This is a genomic window from Paenibacillus sp. JT22N7, assembly GCF_059383875.1.
The window spans coordinates 115,284-138,677 of the sequence record NZ_JBXENY010000009.1 but is presented as its reverse complement, the minus strand read 5'-3'; the positions used below and the strand labels follow the sequence as shown (position 1 = coordinate 138,677).

The following is a 23,394-nucleotide window of genomic DNA, read 5'->3' as shown; positions in this document are numbered from 1 at the left end:
TATACTGAACTCAACTTACGGAAGAACCGTGGCGAAGATAACTTTGCTGCGGTTTTTTTTGTTTAGTTACAGATATTTAAAAGTTGCATGCCTTCCGTCGGCTTCACAAAAAAAACGAATGTATGTTCGAAAAAGTGCTTGGCAAAGGGTCGGAAAAAGGTTATCATTATATTATAAATAACGAAGGATGTGAGTTGATTGGCTGATCGTCGTGCTGCGTTAGATATGGCTATGCGTCAAATTGAGAAACAATTCGGCAAGGGCTCTATCATGAAACTAGGGGAATCAACACATATGCAAGTGGAGGTCGTGCCGAGCGGCTCGCTTGCTTTAGATATCGCACTTGGAATCGGGGGTTTCCCGAGAGGACGTATTATTGAAGTATATGGACCGGAATCATCTGGTAAAACGACCGTTGCGCTTCATGCGATTGCAGAAGTTCAACGTGCAGGCGGACAAGCTGCCTTTATCGATGCGGAGCATGCACTTGATCCGTTATATGCAAGCAAGCTGGGCGTTAATATCGATGAATTGCTGCTTTCCCAGCCAGATACAGGGGAGCAAGGGCTGGAAATTGCAGAAGCGCTCGTTCGTAGTGGCGCGGTTGACATTGTTGTTATCGACTCTGTTGCAGCACTTGTACCTAAGGCTGAGATCGAAGGCGACATGGGTGACTCGCACGTTGGTTTGCAGGCACGCCTAATGTCACAGGCACTTCGCAAGCTATCCGGAGCCATCAGCAAATCGAAGACGATTACGATCTTTATTAACCAACTGCGTGAGAAAGTCGGCGTTATGTTCGGTAACCCTGAGACGACACCAGGTGGACGCGCTTTGAAATTTTATTCCAGCGTACGTCTTGATGTCCGCCGGATTGAGACACTGAAGCAAGGCAATGATATGATTGGTAACCGTACACGTATTAAAGTTGTCAAAAACAAAGTGGCTCCGCCGTTCAAGCAAGCCGAGGTTGACATTATGTACGGTGAGGGCATTTCCAAAGAGGGTACGCTCGTTGATTTGGGCGTTGAACTCGATATTGTACAAAAAAGCGGTGCATGGTTCTCTTACAATGGCGAGCGCCTCGGTCAAGGCCGGGAAAATGCTAAGCAGTTTTTGAAAGACCATGAAGATATTGCAGACGTCATTGATAAGCAAATTCGTGATGCCAGCAACTTGGTAGCGACTGCTACTCAAGCGACAGGTCTTGGTCAAGAAGAAGAGGATGAAGACGATTTTGATGAGTCTGAATTGGACTAATACGCTCAATTAGTAGCGAAATGGATAAAGAATGATGATGACGCCGTTCCTTTCTAGGGACGGCGAACTTGTTTTATTTAGCATTTATAACTAGTTGCAAAACGTAACATGGAGGGCCTATGATTGAAATCAGAGCGGTTGAGAAAGACAGCAAGCATCGAAGCCGCTATCTTATATTCGCGGAAGGCGAAGAGCCGATTTTATCGGTTCATGAGGATCTGTTGATCCGCCATACACTGTTTAAAGGACAACTTCTTACAGAGGCGCAAATAGAGGAAATTGGCAGCGAGGACGAGCGTTATCGCGCTTATGCGATGGCGGTTTATTATTTGGGTTTTAAGCCGCGGACAAGCAAGCAAATAAAGCAGTATCTGAAACGGAAACTAATTGCTGAGGATCATATTAATTACACCATTGAGCGTTTAGAAAAGGAACATATTGTGGATGATGAACAGTATGCGATGCAATTTGCTGCTCAGCGAATGAAAAGCAGCCAGAAGGGCAGGCGTTACATTCAGCAGGAATTGCTGCAGCGGGGTGTGTCCAAAACAGCTGCGCTTGCCGCTACTTCGGCAATTGACAGTGAGATGGAGCTTGAAACAGCTATTGCTACCGCTTCCAAAAAATGGCGAACTATAAAAGGCGAGCCGTTTGAGCGCAGACGCAAGCTGGCAGCTTTTTTAATACGAAGGGGCTTTCCTGTAGACATTATTAAAGCCGCAGTAAAATCAGCGGAAGAGAATGCATAATCAATAAAGCAAAAAGATCACGTTGGGCTTTTGCTTGACAATTGATTTTACCAAAAGATAAAATGAATTTGTATTCCTTCCACATCAAATCTATTTTCCTTCCAAAAATTGATTTGAGAAGATTATTTTCGGCAAGTTGTTAGAAGATGAAAACGGTATGGAAACCGACTAAAATCAAATATCATTCCAAGCGTTTGCTTTTGTGAATGCAACGAGGAGGTGAACAAGAGGATGAATCCTATTTGGACGATCTTGATCAGTCTCGTTGTTGGCGTTATTTTCTTTGGAGTTGGTTATTTTATTCGAAAGTCGATTGCCGAAGCCAAAATTTCCAGTGCTGAGCAGGCTGCTATCCAAATCGTAGAAAATGCGAAAAAAGAAGCAGAAGCGCAGAAAAAGGAAACGGTGCTGGAAGCGAAAGATGAAGTCCACAAACTTCGTACCGAAGCTGAAAAAGACATTCGTGAACGTCGTAATGAGGTTCAGCGACAGGACAGACGTTTACTCCAGAAAGAGGAGTCGTTGGATAAAAAATTAGAAGCGCTGGAACGCAAAGAAGAATTAGTTGCCAACAAAGAGAAACGGATCGATGAAACCCAAGAACAGATTGATACCATCTATAAGCAGCAGCTTAGCGAGCTGGAGCGAATTTCCGGCTTGACGATGGAAGGTGCGAAATCGATTATTTTGTCTAATGTTGAACAGGAAGTACGACATGAGACAGCGCAGATGATCAAGGAAATCGAGCAGCAGGCTAAAGAAGAAGCAGATAAAAAAGCACGTGATATTATATCGCTCGCTATCCAACGTTGTGCGGCTGATCACGTAGCAGAAACGACTGTATCAGTCGTCTCCTTACCGAATGAGGAAATGAAAGGCCGCATTATCGGACGCGAAGGTCGTAATATCCGCGCTCTGGAAACATTGACCGGTATCGATCTCATTATCGACGATACACCGGAAGCGGTCATCCTGTCCGGCTTCGATCCTATCCGGCGTGAAATTGCCCGAACTTCACTTGAGAAGCTTGTCGCTGACGGACGTATCCATCCTGCTCGTATTGAAGAGATGGTTGAGAAATCACGCAAGGAAGTGGACGAGCGTATCCGTGAATACGGTGAGCAAGCTACTTTTGAGGTGGGTGTGCATGGCTTGCATCCTGACTTGATTAAGATTTTGGGAAGACTCAAGTATCGGACAAGCTACGGTCAAAACGTGCTCAAGCACTCCATGGAGGTTGCTTACTTGACTGGACTTATGGCTGCCGAGCTGGGCGAGGATATTACTCTCGCGAAGCGTGCAGGCTTGCTGCATGACATCGGTAAAGCACTTGACCATGAGGTTGAAGGCTCGCACGTTGAGATTGGCGTTGAATTAGCCAAGAAGTACAAAGAACATCCTGTTGTTATTAACAGTATCGCTTCCCACCATGGCGATTGTGAAGCCACTTCGGTTATCGCAATGCTGGTTGGTGCAGCTGACGCCTTGTCGGCAGCACGTCCAGGCGCACGCCGTGAGACGCTCGAAACGTACATCAAGCGTCTGGAGAAGCTGGAGAATATTTCGGAGTCATTCGATGGTGTTGAGAAATCGTATGCCATCCAGGCCGGCCGTGAAGTACGCGTTATGGTACAGCCTGAGAAGATTGACGATACAGAAGCATTCCGACTCGCTCGCGACATTACGAAGAAGATTGAAAGTGAGCTTGATTATCCAGGCCACATCAAAGTCACCGTTATTCGTGAGACACGGGCTGTGGAATACGCGAAGTAAACAGCATAGCAACGCGGAAAAGTGGCTGCCCTGCAGCCACTTTTCCTGTCTGAATAGGTAAAAGGAAGTGAGCAGCAATGAACGTATTATTTATTGGGGATATTGTTGGAAGTGTAGGGCGTGCAGCCGTTAAGCAAGTGCTTCCAGCGCTTAAATCGAAATACAACCCGCATATTATTATCGTAAATGGCGAAAATGCAGCGGCAGGCCGGGGCATTACAAAGAACATTGTCAATGAGCTGTTTGAATGCGGTGTTCATGGGATTACGATGGGCAATCATACTTGGGATAACAAAGATATTTTTGACTGGATAGATGATGAGCCTCGTATCGTAAGACCTGCGAACTTCGCGGAAGGAACGCCAGGACAAGGCATGGCGATTATTAAAGCGAACGGCAAGCAGCTCGCCATTATAAATTTGCAGGGAAGAACGTTTTTGCCGCCGATTGATTGTCCGTTTCGCAAAGCGGATGAGCTAATCGAGGAGGCGCATGGAACAACGAAAAATATTTTGGTCGATTTTCACGCGGAAGCGACTTCGGAAAAAATTGCAATGGGCTGGCATTTGGCTGGACATGCTTCTGTCGTTGTAGGGACACATACACATGTTCAGACGAATGACGACACGATTTTGCCAGGCGGCACAGCCTACTTGACGGATGTTGGCATGACGGGGCCGAAGGACGGTGTGCTGGGGATGGAGCGCAATGCGGTGCTGCATCGGTTTATGACCCAAATGCCTACACGTTTTGTCGTGGATGAAGGCAAATGGCATTTGCATGGCGTGTCGATCCAAATCGACGATGCGACAGGCGAAACGACCAAATTCCAAAAAATTAGACTTGTAGAAGAAGATTGGCTGCTCATGTAGCAGCTTTTTTTTATTGAAAGTTTAGACAATTCAGAACAGTTTGTTAATTTCGGCAATAAAAGCAGGAATTTTTCTACCTCTCTCGAATACTATTGCTAGTAGTGGAATCCATCCATCATTCCCGAGGAGGTACATTTTTATGGATGTATTAAAAGTTTCAGCAAAGTCCAATCCAAATTCCGTTGCAGGTGCGCTGGCCGGAGTTTTACGTGAACGCGGCGCCGCTGAATTACAAGCTATCGGGGCGGGTGCACTAAATCAAGCAATTAAGGCAGTTGCGATTGCGCGAGGATTTGTTGCTCCCAGCGGGGTGGATTTAATTTGTATACCGGCTTTTACAGACATCGTGATTGATGGCGAGGATCGGACAGCGATTAAGCTCATTGTTGAGCCTAGATAAGCGCTTAAACGAAGCCTTAAGTCGTTAGAGAAATGTAGAAAAAAGTTCATATGTAACGCCTGCCTACAATCGCGTAAGCAGGTTTTTTGCTTTATAGTGACATATGTTGTTGTGGGATAAAACAAATAAATGTTATGATTGCCCTAGCATGTTGCGGGTTAGGGCACATGATCCTTGTTGCAAGGAAAGCAGATCAATAAGCGAAGGGAAGTAAATGCAATGACACAAAAACTAGTACCTGTAGGGGTATCGGCACGCCATATTCATTTATCTCAAGAGCATGTCGCGATTTTATTTGGAGAAGGCTACGAGCTGACGGAGGCGAAAGCTCTCTCACAGCCAGGACAATATGCAGCAAATGAAACGGTTGCCGTAATCGGACCGAAATCTTCTTTTCCTAAAGTAAGAATTCTTGGGCCTGTCCGCAAGGCGACTCAGCTTGAAGTTTCCCGCACGGATGCTTTCTCGATTGGTGTAAACCCGCCTGTTCGAGAATCCGGTGATATTAGCGGTTCGGCTGGCATTACGCTGAAAGGGCCGGCTGGCGAAGTGACGATTGAAGAAGGCGTTATCGTTGCAGCCCGCCATATTCATTTCCACACGAGCGATGCTGAAAAATGGGGCATTGCCGACAAGCAAAAGCTGAAAGTGCGTTTTGGCGGAGATCGTGGCGTCGTATTTGAGGAAGTGATCGCCCGTGTATCCCCAGATTTCGCATTGGACATGCATATTGATACGGATGAAGCGAATGCCGCAGGCATTAAAAACGGGGATACAGCTGAAATTGTAGGCTAATCATCCTTTTTCCAAGATACAGCTTGTGAAGAAGCTGTAATAGGTTTTTCTCATTTTTGAAACGGATAGCAGCTCCTTCGCTGCTATTCGTTTTTTGATTTTTTCAAGCAAATAAGAAGGCGTTTTCAAGATTTGTTGGAAAAAATAGAGCATTAGCAGCAACAGTAATGGATTCGATGGACTTATATGTGTTATAATTTCTTATTGATGTTTAAACACGGGTGAGCACAAGGATATAAGGATGTGACTAAAGCATGACAAAGGGGAATTCAGCGGATTTGAAAGCCGCTAATAAAGATAGGGATTACTCGAAATATTTTGATTTCTCTGATGCGAAGGTGCTTAGCGAGGAAGACGGCAAAATCACCTATCGAATCAAAGGACGCAATATTCAAATCAATGCTGCTCCGAACCACAAGGAAGAGAAAAAACGGGGCAAAGAGGATATAGAGGTTCATTATGATTTTTCCATACCGGAGGAATTCCGGACGCTGGGCAAAGGCAAGTTTTATTTGATTCAAACGTACGGCTGCCAAATGAATGAGCATGACACGGAAGTTATGAAGGGCATGTTCGAGGAAATGGGCTATACGGCGACGGAGGATCGGACTGAGGCGGATGTGGTGCTGCTGAATACATGTGCGATCCGGGAAAATGCCGAGGATAAAGTGTTCGGGGAGCTTGGGCATCTTAAGGTGCTGAAGCAGCAGAAGCCGGGCTTGCTGCTCGGCGTATGCGGCTGCATGTCGCAGGAGGAATCGGTTGTCGGACGTATTTTGCAAAAACATTCCTTCGTCGATATGATTTTTGGTACGCATAACATTCACCGCTTGCCGTTCCTGCTGCAAAATGCCTATTTCAGCAAAGAGATGGTTGTCGAGGTGTGGTCCAAAGAAGGCGACATTATCGAAAACATGCCGAAGAAACGTGAAGGCATGCGGGCTTGGGTTAACATTATGTATGGGTGCGATAAATTTTGCACTTACTGCATTGTGCCTTATACAAGAGGCAAGGAACGCAGCCGCCGTCCGGAGGACGTCATCGCCGAAGTAAGGGAGCTGGCAAGACAAGGCTTCAAGGAAGTGACGCTGCTTGGGCAAAACGTGAACGCTTACGGCAAAGATTTTGAAGATATAGCGTATCGCTTTGGCGACCTCATGAACGACATGTCTAAAATCGACATTCCGCGTGTTCGGTTTACAACGAGCCATCCTAGAGATTTTGATGATCATCTCATTGAGGTGCTGGCGCAGCGGGGCAATCTGGTCGAGCATATTCATCTGCCTGTTCAATCGGGCAGCACGGAAGTGCTTAAACGGATGAGCCGTAAATATTCGCGTGAAATGTATTTAGAGCTTGTGGGTAAAATTAAGGCGGCTATCCCGGATGCTATGCTGACCTCTGATATTATCGTCGGGTTCCCTGGCGAAACGGATGAGCAGTTCGAGGATACGCTCTCGCTCGTTCGCGAGGTGGGCTTTGACTCAGCCTATACCTTCATCTATTCGCCGCGTGAGGGCACGCCAGCTGCCGGTATGGAGGATAATGTTCCACTTGATGTCAAGAAACGTCGGCTGCAGCGTCTGAATGATTTGCTGAAGCAGATGAGCCTGGAGAGTCATGAACGGATGATCGGCACGACAATCGAGGTGCTGATTGAAGGTGAGAGCAAAAATAACGCAAATGTGCTAGCTGGACGTACACGTACGAACAAGCTCGTTCATTTGGAAGGCCCACAGGAATGGATTGGCCAGCTCATTCAAGCGAAAGTAACAGAAGCGAAAACCTGGTATATTAAAGCAGAGCCTACAGGAACGGAGCTGCGCGAAGCGGTTGTACTCTAAACGAAACGGAAGCTTTGCTGCCAAAGGACGGCTTCAGCCGTTTACACTTGAAACTAAATAACAGGAGAGATGATATATGTCTGAGCAACAAACGGTCCAAGGCAATACGGAGCATGGCCATCACCATCATGAGCATGGTGAAGGATGCGGCATTCCAAAGTTTGATACGCGTGATTTGCTAATTCGCGAAGACATTATGAAGAAGGCGAAGGAGCTTGCTGACCTGATTTATACTTCTGAGGAAGTACAGCATTACCGCCGTGCGGAAAGCCAAATTCAAGGCAATACGAAAATTCAGGAATTAATTGCGACTGTAAAGAAAAAGCAGAAGGAACTAGTCGCATTTGAGACAACTTTCAAAAACGAAACGATGGTCAAAAAAATCGAGCAGGAAATGGAAGTGCTGCAGGATGAGCTGGACGGCATTCCGATTGTAACGGAATTCCAGCAAAGCCAGTCCGACATCAACTATTTGCTGCAGCTCGTTATTTCCATTGTACGGGATACGGTTTCTGAGAAAATCAATGTGGAGGCAGGAGCTGAGGAAGCGCCTGCTGAGTGCGACTAACAACTTGCTTGAGGTTGAACCAGTGGAATTCGGGCAAGTGCAATGAAACAGGAAAGGGGCTGTGCAATGGTGGAATACCATTGCTTGCAGCCCCTTTTTTTGTAACTGTTGAAGGTAAAGAGTGTAATGAATTTGAAGGAATTTATGGTGTTGTTGTGAATGGAACAGCAGGAGCGGCGTTTTTATTGCTAGTTGAAGCTTGTATCCGCAAAATATAAGGCTTTAACGCCAGCGTTATAATGACGGCCAGTACGGACTTGGCAGCATCGCCGGGGAGGAATGGGTAGCAGCCATTGATCATTGCTTTTTGAAACGAGAGGCCTGTTGCTTGCATGAGCCAAGGGATGCCGATGACATAAGCAAAAAAAGAACTAAACAGCTCGAAAATGACAAATAGCAAAATAGCAGTTGCGACCCGATTTTTTGCTGCAAAAGAGCTATGAAGCAGCTTGGATGTGAAGAAGCCTACAAGCAGAGCGCAAAAGGGGAAGGCAACGAGAAAACCGCCGGTAGGTCCAGCTATCATGCCGAAGCCGCCATTTCCGTTAATAAGCGGAAGTCCGATCGTGGCCAGTACAACGACAATCAAAATAGAGAAAAATCCATTGCGTGCACCGAGGAATAGTCCTGCGAGGGCAACGGCGAGCGTTTGAAGGGTAATCGGTACGGGTGAAGCGGCAAACTTGAATTGAAGGCTGCTCATGACAATAAATAAGGCAGCGAACAAGGCTATGTACACCATGCTGCGAATATTCGTACTGCTTTTGATCAATGAAATCGTCTCCTTTAAAATGATGATTGCTTTTATAATGTTAACCAATTATCATTTGTTTATGGTTAACAAAATGGATTGTAGCACAGAGCGGCGCTTTGGGGAAGAGGGCAGGTGAAATTTTTTTGAACGATTATTTAATACGGGTTGAGGGGCTTACGGTTAAGCCACGCGTTTTTGATGCGGCGAGTGAGCAGCTTCCAATAATAAGAGGTGTCAGTCTTGCCCTGAAGGAAGGGGATTGGTTGACGCTGCTAGGGAGAAATGGGAGTGGCAAAAGTACGCTCGCTAAGGTCATAGCCGGATTTCCTGTAGGCGAGAAAAGCGGGACTTATTTAATGGGGGGAAAGCTTGCTGCCTACAATAAGCCGATTCCAATTGTGATGCAGCAGCCCGAGGCTTCCATGCTTGGCGCAACACCTTGGGAGGATGTTGTGCTGATGCTGGAGCAGCATGGAATTGCTAGCGATGAAATAGCTGCATTGGCAGAACAGTCGCTTAGCTTAACCGGCTTGCTGGAACGGAAGGACCAAGCTGTCGGCACCTTGTCGGGCGGGCAGAAGCAGCTGACAGCTATTGCTGGCTGTTTGGCTGTCAACTCGCCTGTGCTGGTGCTCGATGAAGCCACGGCAATGCTTGATCCTGAAGCAAGCCTGGCTATTGGGGAGCAAGTGCGGGAGCTTCATGCCGCAGGAGGAACGATCATATGGATTACGCAAAAGCTGGCTGAGCTTCGACATGGTGATCGAGTCGTTGTGATGGAACAGGGCCAAATCGTTTTTGACGGGACTACGGAGTCGTTTTATGAGCGTAGTGCTATTGTAAAAGATGCGGCGAGTACGGGGAGTGAAGAAGGAGGGCGGAGCTGGTGCGAGCGGCTCGGTTTTGAAGCCCCCTATGCGGTACAGACCGCTTGGGAGCTGGAGAAGCTGGGTATCGTTTTAAAGCCTTTGCCTTTGACCGTAGACAGGCTTGCGGAGGCGCTGCAAAGATGACCGACCTTAGCTGGAGACTGGAAGAGATACGCGTCTGTGCTGCGGGAGAACGAGACAAGACGCTTCTGACTATTAAAGAAAAGCTCGTTTTTAAAGAAGGCACGATTACACTGCTCATTGGCAGCAATGGTGCGGGCAAATCCACGCTGCTGGAAACAATGGCAGGGCTTCGCAGGCTGAACGAAGGCGAAATTGCGCTTGGCGCTGATAACCTTTGGATGAAAAAGGGCAGACGCAGACGTCTCAGTCGCAGCGTTGTGCAGAATACGGGCATCGCGCTCCAGCATTCGGAGTCGCAATGGTTTGCGGCGACCGTGAAGGAGGAGCTCCTTTATTCACTGAAGCCGTATAAGCTGGAGCCGCCGGAGAAGGAGCGGCGGCTGCATGATGCGCTGCAAGCAGCAGGCTTGCCTGCCGAGCTGCTTGCCCGCGATCCTTGGTCGCTCAGCGGCGGACAGCAGCGGCGGCTCGCACTCGCTTGCCTGCTGGCCTGCGAACCGCAATGGCTGCTGCTGGATGAGCCGACGGCGGGGCTGGACGCCGAGGGCATAAGCCGCTTGTGCGCCGTATTAGCGGCGCACAAGGCGTCTGGGCGCGGAGCGGTCGTGGCAACGCACGACCCGGGAGCGCTGCTGCCGCTTGCGGACGAAGTCGTCGTGGTCGAGGGCGGCTCAGTCCGCGAAGCGGTCGCTGCATCGGCGTGGGCGAACGCACACGCTGCAGATGCAGCTGCGCCGCAGGCGCTGCGCGCGCTGGCGAAGCTGCGCGGCTTCGCGGCTCAGCCGCCGGGCGGTGGCGCCGCCGTATGGCCGGCGCCAAAGGCGCTTGCGGCGGCGATCCATGCCGCCGCCGCGCAGCCGCAAAGCGGCCGGGCGGATGCCCCGGCCGCAGCGGCGCTGCCTGGCGCGGCGGCTTTGCCGCTCGCCGCGCCGCAGGCGCCTCCGGCGATGGAGCTTCGCCCATCGCCAGGCGCAAAGCCCACAGCGGCGAACGCTTCGCCGCCGCTGCCTAAAACCAAGCGCCGGCAACTCCCGCCGGCGCAGCCCGAAGCGCAGCGCCTGGCGACGCGCTTCGATCCAAGAGCGCTTATCGCCGCCTACATGCTGCTGGCGGCGACCATCATCATGCAGCATAGCTGGAGCGGCTTGCTGCTGGCAGGAGCGCTTGCAGCCGCCATATGGCTGCCGCTGCGCGCTCAAATGCGGCCTTGGCTCGGCTTTATTCGAGCCTACGCCTTAATCATTCTGCTCTTCGGTGTAGTAGCCGGAGCGCAGATCCAGCCCTTATCGTTTGATTGGGAGCAATCAGCACGAACGATGCTCCGCTTGGCGACGCTTTTTTGCGCCATGCTGCTGGGCTTGCCGATGCTGCTGCTTATGACGCCGCTGCGAATTCAGCGGGCGCTGGAGCAAACATTCGGCTGGCTGAGCCGGTTTAAAGTACCGATCTCAGCGATTACGTTGACCGTGACCTTAATATTTCGATTTATTCCGCTGCTGCTTAAGGAATGGGAGCGGTTTGCGAAAATCGCGCATGCGCGAGGGAAGGCAATTACGCCAGTCGGCTCATTGCCGCCCTCGATGCTGGCATCGGCGATTATCCCTTACATTCGTTCGATTTTGCGAATGGCGGAGCAAATGGCAGAGGCGCTGGAGGCGAGAGGGTTTGGCAACAGTGAGATTCGTTCGACACAAGGCTTTCGCTTGCGATTTGGCCGTCAGGATGTGCTGCTGCTTGCCGGGGCGGTTTTCGGAGCGGCTCTGCTGTATATGGTAGCATTATTTTAAACGTTCAGGATGACGAAGGTTTAGCGTTCTTTTCGTATTTTTCGAGGAAGCAAGCTGGCTTCACTGACATTCGAACCCTGTACTTAATCCCTCTACTACCGGGAATGCTGCCGTCTAATTGTGAGCATACGCCTTGAAAGGTAGCGCCATGCTCTTAATTTCAAGTGTTTACATTATTCCCTGCACAAAGGTGTCTTTGGAGGACACAGCAGCCGCTATTTCAATCGAAGCATGGGTTTTGGGACAGGCTGCGGACTCAGAAGCCGCTAATATGCTGCCCATCGCCATTTTGGCAGGATGAGGAGGGCAATAGCGGATCTCCTGTCCGCGTGCGGCCTGAAATCGGAGAAAAAGTAAGAATAGCGGATCCTTAGTCCGCCAAAAAGGGAGTGAGGGTCCAGAGTTTCGTGTTCCAAGCCACAGTAATCTCAGCAATTGTGTTCTCAGCAATAGTGATCCGAGCAACAATCGCAGGCTGTAAGGCTGTAGTTTCCAAGCCTTGAAGCGTCAGAGGCGTTTTTCCTGGAATAAGCGCTAAGCAAGGAGCAGTATGCCTGTCTCAGGAGCTAAAATTTATGTCCGAACAGCGGCAACCACGGGCAAACCGGCATCCTATGAACAAGTGCTGGTGGTAGTAAGCGAGAATATCAAGATTGTCACAATTGCAGGCTCTTCAATTGCTGGAAAAAACGTGCCAGTAGTTGGCGAAAGGCCAGTAACGGTTCTAGCGGATACGACCGATTACACAGCTACTATTGGCTGGTTGCCTGCGCATAGCACATTTGCTGTCAATACAGCATATACAGCAACCATTACCATTACACCGAAAAACGGATATACATAAACAGGAGGAATGGAAGATTCCTTGGATGTCTTCGAAGCAGCAGCATCAAATGAAACGGATTCAGGAGTTGTAACAGCGATATTCCCAGCAACAGCAGCGGTAATTGCTGAAACAGCGATACCGGGAATAACGGTGCCTGGGTGCCTGTCTTTGGGGAAATTCCAGTAACGACAGTAGATACGTAGGCAGCAAAATAAGCGGCAATAAAATCACAGTGGATGTCAATCCCTTTACGAAGTTTGCGGTATTAGTTGTGGATATTCATCCAATTAATGTTAATTTTTGTGACATCTCCGGGCATTGGGCGGAGGCAAATGTTGATCAAGCAGTCAGCAGCGGCATTGTGAACGGGTATGCAGACGGCACCTTTAAACCGGGTAAAATGGTTTCTCAAGCGGAATTTGTTGTGATGCTGATGAATACGCTATACGCTGAAGCCGCAAGATGATGGAAAGGCTCTAACCTTCACAGATACAACGAATATTAGCAGCTGGGCTCATAAAGCAGTCGGTCAAGCCTTGCAAGCTGGCATTATTAACGGTTACGAGGATGGAAGCTTCCGTCCGAACGCACAAATTACACGTGCTAGATGGCAGCAATGATCGCGATTGCATTAGGCCATACAAGCGCAGCGAGTGCTGCAACTGGGTTTGCAGATGAAGCGGTAATTCCGGCATGGGCAAAAGGCAGCATTGCTTATTATGAAGCAATCCGGTCTAATGCAAGGAAAAGGAAAAGGAGATAATGATTTCGCCCCTCAAGACCTTGCGACAAGAGCTGAGGCAGTTACGGTGCTGCTTAACATGCTGGCACAGAAGAATAAATAAATTGGATGGATTAGCGGATCCTGGATGCGTAAAGCAAATAATGAAATGTGAATGAATACATTGGGCGGATATATAAAGGGCAGAAATGAACGACAACCTTTGAGACCCTCTGCTGAAATTACAAAAATAGCGCCGCAGGCACTTACACCTGTGGCGCTATTTTTCGTTTTTGGGAAACGGCTATCTTCATCACGAACGAACCGTTGTTTCAGCACGCTTACAACTCAACGCCCTTTTTCTCTGAGCTCCTTCATATACCACCACGCACTAAGCAGCGCTGCGGCAGCGCCGAGCATGCCGCCGAACCAGAAGCCGCTATTCATGCCCCAGCTGTCGTTGAGCCAACCGGCTAGAAAAGGGCCGGAGAACATTCCAATCGAATACACGGCCTGATAAAGGCCCATTGCAGTAGCTCTCCCAGCAGGCTGGACGTCACGAATCGAGAGCCCGAGCAGCAGCGGCAAATGCAAGCCTTGAGCGAAGCCGTTTATCGCTTGCGTCAGTACCAGCATAGCGAACGAATCCGTATAGGCAATGGCCACCGTACATATTGCGCTTAACACGAAGCCAATTCCAATCGTGACCCAGTTGCCAAAACGCGGTGCGAACCATTTGGCGGTGAACATCGAAGCGAGCGCATGCGGCAGCATAAAGGCAAAAACAATGAAAGTCAGCCCATACCCGGTAATGCCCAGCGTCTCTGCCTTGAGTGGCGTGAAGCCAAACATCGTTATGAACAGCACGCCATGTGCGAGAATGGAGAGCAGCGATACTTGAAGCAAGAGCTTCGTGCCGATAATGCTGCGCGCCATCGCGAGTGTCATGCCGATGCGCTCATGCAGCTGTTTTTGCGGTTCTTTTAAAATTAGGGCTAGCAGCAGCCCTACCCCAGCGATAACAGCCCCAGTAATGAATGGTGCTGCTTCTCCCCACATATCGGTCACTGTTCCGCTCATCAGCATGCCGAGCATTTGGCCGCTAACGATCATCACGCTGATGCTTCCCATCGCCTTCGCAGCATCTTCTGCGGCAAAATAATTGGCATACATGACTGTAAAAGCAACCCACGTTGAGGCGCATATGCCTGCCATTGCCCGGCCTCCGAGCGGCCATAGCCAGTGTCCTGGCACCAGAAACATCAGGCAGCTTAACAGAGCAGTCACCATGCCCAGTATAATAAAAGGCTTGCGTTTGCCGAAGCGGTCAGAAGCGACACCAACTGGGAAACGGACGAGCATTTGAACAAAGCCATAGCTGCCAAGCACAATGCCAATCAGCTGCATCGACAAGCCGCGGCCGCTCAAAAAAGGCGATAACGTCGGTACGTAAACGTACATTGAAGTCCAGTATAATAGCGTAACAATCGTAAACAACAAGCGCTGTGAAGCAGTAGAATGAGCTGGTTCAGAAGCTGACAAAGCAGTAGACATCTTTATAAAACCCCTTTCATCACTACTTTAGCCTACGATCCGGCTCTTTGTCACCCACAAATATGGTTGGTTTCTTCAAATAAATGGGAATGACGAGTTTTATATTTTTGGCATAAGATAAATGCTGCTAGTACCGTGAAGCCGCAGTGTGGTCCCGAAGGGGCGAACTTCTGCCGATTATGGATTTATCCAGCAAGTGTAAATAAATGAGATTGTGCTTAAGCCTTGGGTCGCTTTATGCGAACAAGGCTTTTCTTTTTCCTGCATTGGATGAATTATGTAAAATTATGAAACATTTTCGTCGTATTTTGCGTTAGAAACTTGGATGAGTACATAAAAAAATAGGGAGGGGTCTGTCTGTGAGTCGATTAGGGTTTAAATTAAAGCTTTTTGTCATGATGATTATGATCGCCAGTTTATGTGCGGACCTTGGAGCAACAGGCTCGAAAGCGTTTGCCGAAACGGCAGGCATTGAGCTGAAAGCAGAAGCAGGCTATCAGGGCAGTGTGAAAGTGGATAAAAGAATGCCTGCCCATCTCACATTGACGAATCGGACGAATGCCGACTTAAAGGGCGAGGTTGTCATTTCGATTATTTCGCCTTATGGCGGGATGACGACCGATTATGTCGTGCCGGTCGAATTGCCGAAAGAAACGCCCGTCGAGCTGACGGTTTCATTGCCAGGCACGCAGCTGAGCAAAGACAATAACAAAATCCGCTTTTTTGAAGGCGCATCAGCCAAAGGGAAGGAAGTAGCTTTCATTGGCAAAGCCTTTTTGGATAGCAATGGCACTTCCGATTACACTTTCGGGGTTCTTGCAAGCGATCCCGATACGTTAAATTTCATGCCTTCGCTGAATGTGCGAGGCTATCAAATTTCCGTAATGCCGCTGACGCGGGAGCAACTGCCGAACGAAGCTTCGCTGCTCGATTATTTTGATGTCCTTGCCATTAATGATGTTGCGACTTCGGATTGGAGCGAGCAGCAGGTGGCGGCTATTACTGGCTGGATCAGCAAGGGAGGCACGCTTATTCTCTCTGGAGGCGCAGGCTACAGCAAAACAGCGAAAGCTTTTGCAGCTATTGCGCCAGTTGAGCCGGATGGCGGGACGGTGTCACAGCCGATTTCGCCTGAAATGGTGAACGCCGGCGAAGCAAAAAGCGCAAGTGCAGGTGATATGACACTGTCGACAGGCAAGCTTGCCGCTGGGGCAACAAAGCTGATAGGCGGGGAAACGCCGATTGCGGTTGAGCGCAAGCTGGGACTTGGCAAGGTGCTGTACATTGCTTTTGATCCCGCACTGGAGCCCATTGCTTCTTGGTCGGGAAGTGCCACGTTATATGCAAATTGGCTGCAAAGCTCGTTATTTCCGATGCAGCAGGGCTATATGAGCGGCAACAATGCGTATTGGGGCTTTCAACAAATTGTAGATCAATTTCCTTCGATTACACCGCCTAATTTTGGCCTACTACTCGTCATGTTTATCATTTATATGATTATTGTAGCTCCGGTGCTGTATTTGGTGCTGCGCAAGGCAGACAAGCGGGAGTGGTCGTGGTGGCTCATTCCGCTCATCTCCATTATTTGCGCTGTTGCTATTTTCTTCTTCGGTGCTGAAAATAAACGTTTTATGTCTACCCACACGGTTCAAACCGTGCAATTATCTGGCCAAGGCGACGGGGTTAAAACCGGGGCATTTTCGATCTTCGTTCCGAATGGCGGCGAAGTTGTTGCCCGCTTCGATGAAATGCTTCCCCTCACACCTTATGCATCAGGCAGCAGCACGGGCGACTTGAATTTGCGCAGCGACAGCAGAGTGGTGAGCATAGAAGGACAAACGACAGCTGAATGGAAAAATGTGGAATATTGGTCGACACGCAAAGCCGTGTTTGAAAATGTTCCCATGCAGGAGCAGGTCGGACAATTCAAGGTGTCCTACCAGAACAGCAACGGGCAAATGGAGTATATCATTAAAAATGACACCTTGAACGATTTAAATGATGTGGTTGTGGTGATGAACGGCAGCAGCTATTCAATCGGTGATTTAAAGCAAGGCGAAGAAGGTTCTGCGCTCATCTCCAACAATCCCAACACGAATATGGGATATTTTAATTACGGCAGCATGATATTCCCGTATCAGAGCGGCAATCAGGATACGTTCAGCAGGCAGCGCACGCTGGTCGAAACGTATTTTAATATGAACTACAGTTCTTCGACAATACCGATGATTTATGGTCCGGTCATTATCGGATTCAGTGAAAATGAAGACGCATTGTTTACTGTTAATAACAATAAAGTAAAAGCTGCTAATTTGACGATGTGGGTGCAGAGCTTGGGCGAGATGGAGCCGGATGAAAACGGCCGCCTTGTCGTGCCGGCAGGATTCGTGAATCCTGTTATTATTGAGAAAAGCGTCAATCGAATAGAAAATTATGGAAACTCAACTTTTTCAATTGGGCAAGGTGAGCTGGTGCTGGAATACAGCTTCCCTGAGCGTGAACAGCTGACATACGACCAATTGGACATTCACCTCGATCCTTCCCAATCCGGGCAAAATTTGAAGTGGCTCATTTGGGATGAAGCGCAAGGCAAATGGATTAAAGTAGCAGCGGAAATGGACGATCCTTCGAGCTATCTCATTGACGGCTTCAAATTGCGGATGAAGCTGATCGTAAACACGGATCTCGAGACGAGAATGCCGCAAGTTGCAGTGGAAGGCGAGGTGGCGAAGCATGAATAAGGCGGAGCAGGCGGAAATACAAATGGAGCAGGAAGCGGGGCTTGTGCCCGACCAGGAGCAAGCAGCCGTTCCTATGATTGAAATTAAAGGACTAAGTAAGTCTTTCGGCTCGTTTCATGCTTTAAAATCGCTCGATTTGACGATTGCCAAAGGCAAGGTGTTTGGTTTTGTAGGGCCGAATGGAGCAGGAAAATCAACGACGATGTCCATTTTGGCTACGCTGCTGTCTCCCACATCAGGCTATGCCAAAGTAGATGGCTTTGATGTGACGAAGCATCCGGCAGAAGTGAGAAAGCGCATTGGATATATGCCGGATTTTTTCGGTGTGTACGATCAGTTTAAAGCGGTCGAATATTTGCATTTTTATGGTGCGAGCTATGGGATTTCCAAAAAGGAAAGGGAAGAGCTCATTCCGCAGCTGCTTGAGCTGGTCAATCTCAGTGACAAGCGGGACGCTTATGTCGATACGCTGTCGCGCGGCATGAAGCAGCGGCTGTGCTTGGCACGTTGCCTGGTACATGATCCCGATTTGCTCATACTCGACGAGCCAGCTTCCGGGCTTGATCCGCGGGCGAGAATCGAAATGCGGGAAATATTGCTTGAGCTGAAGGCAATGGGCAAAACGATCATTATTTCTTCGCATATTTTACCGGAGCTTGCCGAGATGGTCGACGAAATTGGCGTCATCGAGCATGGACAGATGATCGCTCAGGGCAATGTGTCGGATATCCAGAATCGGCTGCGGGTGAAGCGGATTTTATATATTCGTCTGCTGGAGCGGCTGGACGAGGCTGAGCAGTTTTTGCAGGAGCAGCCGCATGTGACGCGCCTGATGCGCGATGAACGGGGCATTCATGTCCATTTTAGCGGACAGGATCTCGAACAGGCTGAGCTGGTCGGCGAACTGATTGCTGCGGGCTATCGCATTATTTCGTTCAGTGAAGGGCAGACGAATTTGGAAGATGTCTTTTTGGAAATTACGAGAGGAGGGGACGGCTTCGAATGAGAAACGATACAGTAAGCAAAGACTGGCGCAGCAAGTTGATCAATCCGGTGCTGGATAAGGAATTCCGCTTGCGGATGCGGACGCCGCGCACGATGTGGACGCTGCTTGCCTATTTATTCGCCATTGGGCTGTTTGCCCTTAGCTCTATCTATTTGCTCAATATGAGCTCGGGCAATACTGCTTCCTTTAATCCGAGTGAAAGCCGGATATTGTTTTATTTTCTCAGCTTCGTACAGCTCGGCCTCATTTCCTTTATGGCTCCGGGCTTGACGGCTGGCGTTATAAGTGGGGAGCGCGAGCGGCAGACGCTTAATCTGCTGCTTACGACGCAGCAAAGCTCGACAACGATTATTTTAAGCAAGCTGCTGTCTTCCCTGAGCTTTATGATTTTAATCGTCATAAGTACACTTCCCATATACAGCATGATGTTTCTGTTCGGCGGCATATCGCCTGTGCAACTGCTGCTCGTCTTTTGCTTTTATTTATTTTTGATGATCGTAATCGGAGCATTCGGCGTTTTGTTTTCCACCCTCGTCAAGCGGACGATGATTGCTGTCATTTTGACGTATGGCGTGACCTTGTTTTTGTACGCGGGCACGGCGCTCATCGGTTATGTAGCGATAATGGTATCGATGCAGGTTTCAGGAAACAGCTCTTCTAACGAATGGATCGCTCATATTTTTGCATGGAATCCAGCGGTGGCGATGTACAGCATTTTGGACCCTAATATAACCAGAGAAATCGTTTATTCGGGATCTGGTGCAACAGCATCTGAACCGTTCCTGCAGCTATGGCAGGAGTTCATGCTCATTTATCTAGTATTAGCCGCTCTAGCGATTTGGTTAAGTATTCGTTACTTGCGTCCTCGCATGAAGCAAAACCGGAAATAAGGGATGAGAAGTCGGTATTAAATCAGGAGGGAACACGAATGGAGCCAAGCGGAAGCAGTCGGGCTAAAGAAGAACAGCAGCAGCTTCCTGAGCTGCTATTGCCGGTGCGCCTGAGATTGACGATGTTCACGATGTGCAAGTATGGGCTGAAAGGCTTGCTTATAGGCAGCTCGGCAGGCTTGCTGCTGCTGGTCGCAAGCAGGCTGTGGCCGCTGCTACATGCGCGGCCAGCGGCTGTGATTTTGGCGGCGGCGGGGCTGCTGGCGGGGCTGCTGTATGGGCTTTGGCGGCGCGCCTCGCTGCGTGATGCGGCGAGAGCGATGGATCGGCATGACACGGATGATGCCGTGTCGACCGCGCTTGATGGATGGCTGCGCCCGGCTGGGCAGCCATCTGCTATTGTTATGCTGCAGCGGCAGGAGGCTATCGCTGCAGCGAAAGCTTATGCCGCTATGCTGAGCAAGCGGCTGCCTTGGCCCGCATGGCCAGCGTGGAAGCGGGCCGTGCTGGGGGTTAGCGCGGTATGGGCTATTTCCGCGCTTTTGCTCGTATGGGCGAATCCGCTGGATCATTTGGCGGAGGAGCGGGCTGCTGAGCGGCAGCAGCTCGAAGCGCTGCGGGAAGAAGCGGCTGCGCTCGCGGAGGAAGCGGAGCAGGCAGATGTGCCTGAGGAGGCGAAGCAGCAGCTTGCCGAGCCGCTTGAGAAGCTGCGCAGCAAGCTGGAGGAAAACGACAGCGACATGGAAGCGGCGCTTGCCGAGCTGGCCGAGGCGATGCGCGAGCTTGAACAGACGGCGGAGCTGGCGAAGCAAACGGCGTCGCAGCTTGATGAGGCTGCGAAAGCGATGCAGCGCGAGCCTGCGCTGAAGCAACTGGGAGCTGCGCTGCAGGACCGGCTGGAATCGGGCATGCGCGAAGCGATTAGCGATATGCGCTCGGAGCTGCAGAAGCTGACGCCTGAGCAGAAGGAGCAGCTTGCGCAGGCGCTGGAGCAGCTTGCCGAGCAGCTGCCGCAAGACAAGGAGGCGCTCGCGTCCGCATTGGCAGAAGCCGCGGAGCAAGCGCGCAATTCCGAAGCGGGTGATGACGCTTCGGGCGAAACGGAGGGCGGCGATGGCCTCGCCGCCCTGGAAGAAGCGCTGGCCGGCGAATTGTCGCAGGCACAGCTGGAGCAGTTGGCTAGCGCAATGGCGAGCCAGCTTGGACAAAGCGGACAGCCGCTTGCGGGCCAATTGGCTGCCAGCGGCGGTACCGTGCCGCCGAGCTGGGCAGCGGCGGCCTCCGGCAATGGCTCGCCTAGCGGCAGCAGCGCTGGCGGAGCATCGGGCTCGCCGAGCGAGCCCGGATCGGGCGCCGCGCCGGGAAGCTCCGGCGCTTCTGGCAGCGGCGGCGATCCTTCGTCCAGCGGTGCTGGGGCCGGTGCTGGAGCAGGAGCTGGTGCTGGCTCAGGTACAGGCGCCGGGGCCGGCCAAGGTGCTGGCAGTGGCTCGGGCAGTGGGCAAGGAGGCTTGCAAGGCGGTACTGGAGCGGGCGGACGAACGCTTGTAACAACGCCGCGCACGATGGCGGGTGAGGGCAATGTGCAGGAGGATGGCGGACCATCTACTGGCGGCCAAGAGCAAACGGGCGGCAAGTCTCCAATGATTGACGGCACGACACGCCCTTACGAGGAAGTGTACAGCGAATATGCGACCGAAGCCAAAAAAGCGCTTGGACGCTCCCAGCTGCCACAGGCCATGCAGGATAAAGTAAAGCAATATTTCGACAACATACAGCCGAATCGATAAGGAGCGGGGTGGTCAAATGATAGAATCCAAGGAACAGATTACACAAGCGGCTGAGCGTATAGCTGCGCTGCAAGCGGAAATTGGGAGCGTCATTGTAGGGCAAAAAAAGGTAGTCGAGCAGCTATTGTGGTGCTTGCTGGCAGGCGGACATGCGCTGCTGGAAGGCATCCCCGGTCTTGGGAAAACAATGCTTGTCCGCACGGTGGCGGATACCATTTCCTTGCAATATTCAAGGATTCAATTTACGCCCGATCTAATGCCTGCGGATATTACGGGAACGACGCTGATCGATTTTACCGAGCAGGGGGCAGCGGGACGCAGCTTCCAGCCCGGACCGATCTTCGGCAATTTGGTGCTGGCCGATGAAATTAACCGTGCTACGCCAAAAACACAAAGCGCATTGCTCGAAGCGATGCAGGAAGGCACGGTGACAGCTGGCGGAGAAACCCGCCAGCTGCCGCGTCCTTTTTTTGTATTGGCAACGCAAAATCCTATCGAGCAGGAAGGGACATACCCGCTGCCGGAAGCGCAGCTTGACCGCTTCCTGCTCAAAATCGGCGTCAGCTATCCGACGCGCGAGGAGCTCAAAGAAATTGTGCTGCGCACAACGGCGGCTGCTCAGCCCCGCGCCCAAGTGAAGATGAACGGGGAAGAGCTGACCGAGTTGCAGCTGTATGCCAAGCATATTTTGGTCGCTGATGATGTGCTGGACTTGGCGGTCAGGCTAGTGATGATGACGCATCCCGCTGAAGCAGATGCTCCTGATGATGTGAAGCGATATGTTAGATTTGGCGCCGGACCGCGGGCGCTGCAAGCGATTGTGGCGGTCAGCAAGGTAAGGGCGCTTTGCAGCGGAAAGCTGCACGTATCGTGGAGCGATATTCGCGAGGTAGCTGTGCCAGCGCTTCGGCATCGGGTTGTGCTCGGTTACGAGGCACAGGCAGCAGGCATAACGACGGATCAAATGACCGAATCCATCCTAAGCGCATTGGAGCTGACAAGATGAATGGGCACAGCGGTTCTGGAAGCGGATTCCAGCATTCAGCGTTCAGCGGTGCCTTAGCCAAGCTTTTTCCCGATTCCTCGCTGCTGCATCGTTTGGAGCGGATGAAAGTGGCTGCGGGCAGCCGGGTGAAGGGTTCGATGGCTGGCAAGCGCCGCTCTAGCACCCTCGGCGGCTCGCAGGAATTTGCAGACTATCGTCCTTATGCGCCCGGCGACGACATTCGCCGCTTGGATTGGAATGTATACGGCCGAACGGGCAGAGCGTATATGCGGCAATATTGGGATGAGCAGGAGCTTACGCTGCATGTGTACGTTGATGTATCTCCATCGATGAACTTCGGCGGCGAACAGGCTAATAAGCTGCGCTGCGCCTTGCAGCTGGCGGCCAGCGGCGGATACGCTGCGCTGTCAGGCGAGGACCGCGTTGCGGTCAAGCTGTTTGGCGGCACAGCTCCGGCAGAGCTTCCCTCGCTTCGCGGCAGGGGCTCCACTGCGCGTTTATTTCATTTTTTGGCGGCGGCTCTGGAACGGGGAATGGAGCAGCCGTCTTTTCAACAGGGCGAGGAGCTTAAGCCTTCTATGACGGGCCTAGGAAGAGCAATGGAACAACAGGCGGCAGCCCTGTCTATGAGGGAAGCTATTCAGCAGGCTGGTCAGCTCCCGCATCGTACGGGCGTCACTTGGGTCGTATCCGATGCGATGTATGAAGCGGGCATTGAAGAGACGCTGCTCAGCCTGCTTGCTGCCCGGCAGCAGGTTGTCTTTCTCCATTTATTGAGCCCAGAGGAGCTAAACCCAGCTTTGACAGGTGAATTGAATTTGCTCGACAGTGAACTCGGCACGGGCAAGGAGGTTGCTTTAGGCAGCCGTTTGCTCGAACAATATTGCGTTACAGTTAACGATTATTGCAGTCATCTTAAGAAGCTTTGCGCAGAGCGCGGAGCGCTTTATATTTTTATTGATACGAGCAAGCCGATGGAGCAAACGGTTCAGCATACGCTGCTGCGCGCTGGTGTGCTGCACAGTCATAGTTAAGTTTGAACGGGAAC

General features: G+C 50.7%; 23 protein-coding genes. 21 read left to right on the top strand and 2 right to left on the bottom strand.

Features of this window, described 5'->3' with window-relative positions:
* The first annotated feature begins 198 nt into the window (after positions 1-198).
* The 8 genes from recA (at position 199) to AC50Y5_RS23165 (ending at position 8,261) form a co-directional block, all read left to right on the top strand.
* Complete coding sequence (recA, locus tag AC50Y5_RS23200; protein WP_056038078.1) at positions 199-1,260, top strand: recombinase RecA; 1,062 nt, start codon at positions 199-201, stop codon at positions 1,258-1,260.
* Between the two features lie 119 nt (positions 1,261-1,379).
* Positions 1,380-2,009 (top strand): RecX family transcriptional regulator, encoded by a 630-nt coding sequence (locus tag AC50Y5_RS23195; RefSeq protein ID WP_494863935.1) that lies wholly within the window; start codon positions 1,380-1,382, stop codon positions 2,007-2,009.
* A gap of 231 nt (positions 2,010-2,240) precedes the next feature.
* Positions 2,241-3,782: a ribonuclease Y gene (gene rny, locus AC50Y5_RS23190; protein WP_046230788.1), complete on the top strand. Its 1,542-nt coding sequence runs from the start codon at positions 2,241-2,243 to the stop codon at positions 3,780-3,782.
* A gap of 77 nt (positions 3,783-3,859) precedes the next feature.
* Positions 3,860-4,654: a TIGR00282 family metallophosphoesterase gene (locus tag AC50Y5_RS23185; RefSeq protein WP_494863934.1), complete on the top strand. Its 795-nt coding sequence runs from the start codon at positions 3,860-3,862 to the stop codon at positions 4,652-4,654.
* A 139-nt stretch (positions 4,655-4,793) separates the two neighbouring features.
* Positions 4,794-5,054, top strand: a complete 261-nt coding sequence (locus AC50Y5_RS23180) for a stage V sporulation protein S (RefSeq protein WP_025335291.1) — start codon at positions 4,794-4,796, stop codon at positions 5,052-5,054.
* Between the two features lie 219 nt (positions 5,055-5,273).
* Positions 5,274-5,849 (top strand): phosphate propanoyltransferase, encoded by a 576-nt coding sequence (locus AC50Y5_RS23175; protein ID WP_056038071.1) that lies wholly within the window; start codon positions 5,274-5,276, stop codon positions 5,847-5,849.
* Positions 5,850-6,103: 254 nt separating this feature from the next.
* Positions 6,104-7,693, top strand: coding sequence for a tRNA (N6-isopentenyl adenosine(37)-C2)-methylthiotransferase MiaB (gene miaB, locus AC50Y5_RS23170; protein WP_056038068.1), 1,590 nt, complete (start codon positions 6,104-6,106; stop codon positions 7,691-7,693).
* Between the two features lie 76 nt (positions 7,694-7,769).
* Positions 7,770-8,261, top strand: a complete 492-nt coding sequence (locus AC50Y5_RS23165) for a YlbF/YmcA family competence regulator (RefSeq protein WP_056038065.1) — start codon at positions 7,770-7,772, stop codon at positions 8,259-8,261.
* A gap of 142 nt (positions 8,262-8,403) precedes the next feature.
* On the opposite strand, the gene AC50Y5_RS23160 is transcribed toward AC50Y5_RS23165, so the two are convergent.
* Complete coding sequence (locus tag AC50Y5_RS23160; protein ID WP_235533218.1) at positions 8,404-9,033, bottom strand: biotin transporter BioY; 630 nt, start codon at positions 9,031-9,033, stop codon at positions 8,404-8,406.
* A 125-nt stretch (positions 9,034-9,158) separates the two neighbouring features.
* Between AC50Y5_RS23160 and AC50Y5_RS23155 the strand changes: the two genes are divergently transcribed.
* The 7 genes from AC50Y5_RS23155 (at position 9,159) to AC50Y5_RS23125 (ending at position 13,486) form a co-directional block, all read left to right on the top strand.
* Entirely contained in the window at positions 9,159-10,028 is an 870-nt protein-coding gene (locus AC50Y5_RS23155) for an ATP-binding cassette domain-containing protein (protein WP_494863933.1), read from the top strand.
* The gene (locus AC50Y5_RS23150; RefSeq protein WP_494863932.1) at positions 10,025-11,815 is read left to right on the top strand and encodes an ATP-binding cassette domain-containing protein; all 1,791 of its coding nucleotides are present in this window, start codon (positions 10,025-10,027) and stop codon (positions 11,813-11,815) included. The genes AC50Y5_RS23155 and AC50Y5_RS23150 overlap by 4 nt, the downstream gene beginning before the upstream one ends.
* 550 nt (positions 11,816-12,365) lie before the next feature.
* Positions 12,366-12,659 (top strand): hypothetical protein, encoded by a 294-nt coding sequence (locus AC50Y5_RS23145; RefSeq protein WP_494863931.1) that lies wholly within the window; start codon positions 12,366-12,368, stop codon positions 12,657-12,659.
* Between the two features lie 9 nt (positions 12,660-12,668).
* Positions 12,669-12,827, top strand: coding sequence for a hypothetical protein (locus AC50Y5_RS23140; protein ID WP_155973312.1), 159 nt, complete (start codon positions 12,669-12,671; stop codon positions 12,825-12,827).
* Positions 12,828-12,873: 46 nt separating this feature from the next.
* Positions 12,874-13,107 carry an S-layer homology domain-containing protein gene (locus AC50Y5_RS23135; RefSeq protein WP_056038055.1) on the top strand — a complete coding sequence of 78 codons (234 nt, stop codon included), beginning with the start codon at positions 12,874-12,876 and terminating at the stop codon, positions 13,105-13,107.
* Complete coding sequence (locus AC50Y5_RS23130) at positions 13,079-13,261, top strand: S-layer homology domain-containing protein (RefSeq protein ID WP_081418950.1); 183 nt, start codon at positions 13,079-13,081, stop codon at positions 13,259-13,261. The genes AC50Y5_RS23135 and AC50Y5_RS23130 overlap by 29 nt, the downstream gene beginning before the upstream one ends.
* A 99-nt stretch (positions 13,262-13,360) precedes the next feature.
* Entirely contained in the window at positions 13,361-13,486 is a 126-nt protein-coding gene (locus AC50Y5_RS23125; RefSeq protein WP_155973309.1) for an S-layer homology domain-containing protein, read from the top strand.
* A 224-nt stretch (positions 13,487-13,710) separates the two neighbouring features.
* Here the strand turns inward: AC50Y5_RS23125 and AC50Y5_RS23120 are convergent, their stop codons facing one another.
* Positions 13,711-14,916, bottom strand: a complete 1,206-nt coding sequence (locus tag AC50Y5_RS23120) for an MFS transporter (RefSeq protein ID WP_494863930.1) — start codon at positions 14,914-14,916, stop codon at positions 13,711-13,713.
* A 359-nt stretch (positions 14,917-15,275) separates the two neighbouring features.
* Between AC50Y5_RS23120 and AC50Y5_RS23115 the strand changes: the two genes are divergently transcribed.
* From AC50Y5_RS23115 to AC50Y5_RS23090, 6 genes are all read left to right on the top strand, one after another.
* Complete coding sequence (locus AC50Y5_RS23115; RefSeq protein WP_494863929.1) at positions 15,276-17,657, top strand: DUF8725 domain-containing protein; 2,382 nt, start codon at positions 15,276-15,278, stop codon at positions 17,655-17,657.
* A 73-nt stretch (positions 17,658-17,730) separates the two neighbouring features.
* Positions 17,731-18,663, top strand: coding sequence for an ABC transporter ATP-binding protein (locus tag AC50Y5_RS23110; protein ID WP_494864017.1), 933 nt, complete (start codon positions 17,731-17,733; stop codon positions 18,661-18,663).
* Positions 18,660-19,553: an ABC transporter permease gene (locus AC50Y5_RS23105; RefSeq protein WP_056038045.1), complete on the top strand. Its 894-nt coding sequence runs from the start codon at positions 18,660-18,662 to the stop codon at positions 19,551-19,553. Before AC50Y5_RS23110 ends, AC50Y5_RS23105 begins: the two co-directional genes overlap by 4 nt.
* A 38-nt stretch (positions 19,554-19,591) precedes the next feature.
* Positions 19,592-21,340 carry a DUF8809 domain-containing protein gene (locus tag AC50Y5_RS23100; protein ID WP_494863928.1) on the top strand — a complete coding sequence of 583 codons (1,749 nt, stop codon included), beginning with the start codon at positions 19,592-19,594 and terminating at the stop codon, positions 21,338-21,340.
* A gap of 16 nt (positions 21,341-21,356) precedes the next feature.
* Positions 21,357-22,346 (top strand): AAA family ATPase, encoded by a 990-nt coding sequence (locus tag AC50Y5_RS23095; RefSeq protein WP_056038039.1) that lies wholly within the window; start codon positions 21,357-21,359, stop codon positions 22,344-22,346.
* A complete protein-coding gene (locus tag AC50Y5_RS23090; RefSeq protein WP_494863927.1) occupies positions 22,343-23,380 on the top strand; it encodes a DUF58 domain-containing protein in 1,038 nt (345 codons plus the stop codon). Before AC50Y5_RS23095 ends, AC50Y5_RS23090 begins: the two co-directional genes overlap by 4 nt.
* Positions 23,381-23,394: the final 14 nt, after the last annotated feature.

What these genes read in the sequence shown, in the direction of transcription:
- AC50Y5_RS23145 (WP_494863931.1), top strand. Translation starts at nt 12,366, where the DNA reads ATGCCTGTCTCAGGAGCTAAAATTTATGTCCGAACAGCGGCAACCACG.
- AC50Y5_RS23110 (WP_494864017.1), top strand. Translation starts at nt 17,731, where the DNA reads ATGATTGAAATTAAAGGACTAAGTAAGTCTTTCGGCTCGTTTCATGCT.
- rny (WP_046230788.1), top strand. Translation starts at nt 2,241, where the DNA reads ATGAATCCTATTTGGACGATCTTGATCAGTCTCGTTGTTGGCGTTATT.
- AC50Y5_RS23180 (WP_025335291.1), top strand. Translation starts at nt 4,794, where the DNA reads ATGGATGTATTAAAAGTTTCAGCAAAGTCCAATCCAAATTCCGTTGCA.
- AC50Y5_RS23105 (WP_056038045.1), top strand. Translation starts at nt 18,660, where the DNA reads ATGAGAAACGATACAGTAAGCAAAGACTGGCGCAGCAAGTTGATCAAT.
- AC50Y5_RS23095 (WP_056038039.1), top strand. Translation starts at nt 21,357, where the DNA reads ATGATAGAATCCAAGGAACAGATTACACAAGCGGCTGAGCGTATAGCT.
- AC50Y5_RS23185 (WP_494863934.1), top strand. Translation starts at nt 3,860, where the DNA reads ATGAACGTATTATTTATTGGGGATATTGTTGGAAGTGTAGGGCGTGCA.
- AC50Y5_RS23120 (WP_494863930.1), bottom strand. Translation starts at nt 14,916, where the DNA reads ATGTCTACTGCTTTGTCAGCTTCTGAACCAGCTCATTCTACTGCTTCA.
- AC50Y5_RS23140 (WP_155973312.1), top strand. Translation starts at nt 12,669, where the DNA reads ATGGAAGATTCCTTGGATGTCTTCGAAGCAGCAGCATCAAATGAAACG.
- AC50Y5_RS23195 (WP_494863935.1), top strand. Translation starts at nt 1,380, where the DNA reads ATGATTGAAATCAGAGCGGTTGAGAAAGACAGCAAGCATCGAAGCCGC.
- AC50Y5_RS23125 (WP_155973309.1), top strand. Translation starts at nt 13,361, where the DNA reads ATGAAGCAATCCGGTCTAATGCAAGGAAAAGGAAAAGGAGATAATGAT.
- miaB (WP_056038068.1), top strand. Translation starts at nt 6,104, where the DNA reads ATGACAAAGGGGAATTCAGCGGATTTGAAAGCCGCTAATAAAGATAGG.
- AC50Y5_RS23100 (WP_494863928.1), top strand. Translation starts at nt 19,592, where the DNA reads ATGGAGCCAAGCGGAAGCAGTCGGGCTAAAGAAGAACAGCAGCAGCTT.
- AC50Y5_RS23150 (WP_494863932.1), top strand. Translation starts at nt 10,025, where the DNA reads ATGACCGACCTTAGCTGGAGACTGGAAGAGATACGCGTCTGTGCTGCG.
- AC50Y5_RS23090 (WP_494863927.1), top strand. Translation starts at nt 22,343, where the DNA reads ATGAATGGGCACAGCGGTTCTGGAAGCGGATTCCAGCATTCAGCGTTC.
- AC50Y5_RS23175 (WP_056038071.1), top strand. Translation starts at nt 5,274, where the DNA reads ATGACACAAAAACTAGTACCTGTAGGGGTATCGGCACGCCATATTCAT.
- AC50Y5_RS23165 (WP_056038065.1), top strand. Translation starts at nt 7,770, where the DNA reads ATGTCTGAGCAACAAACGGTCCAAGGCAATACGGAGCATGGCCATCAC.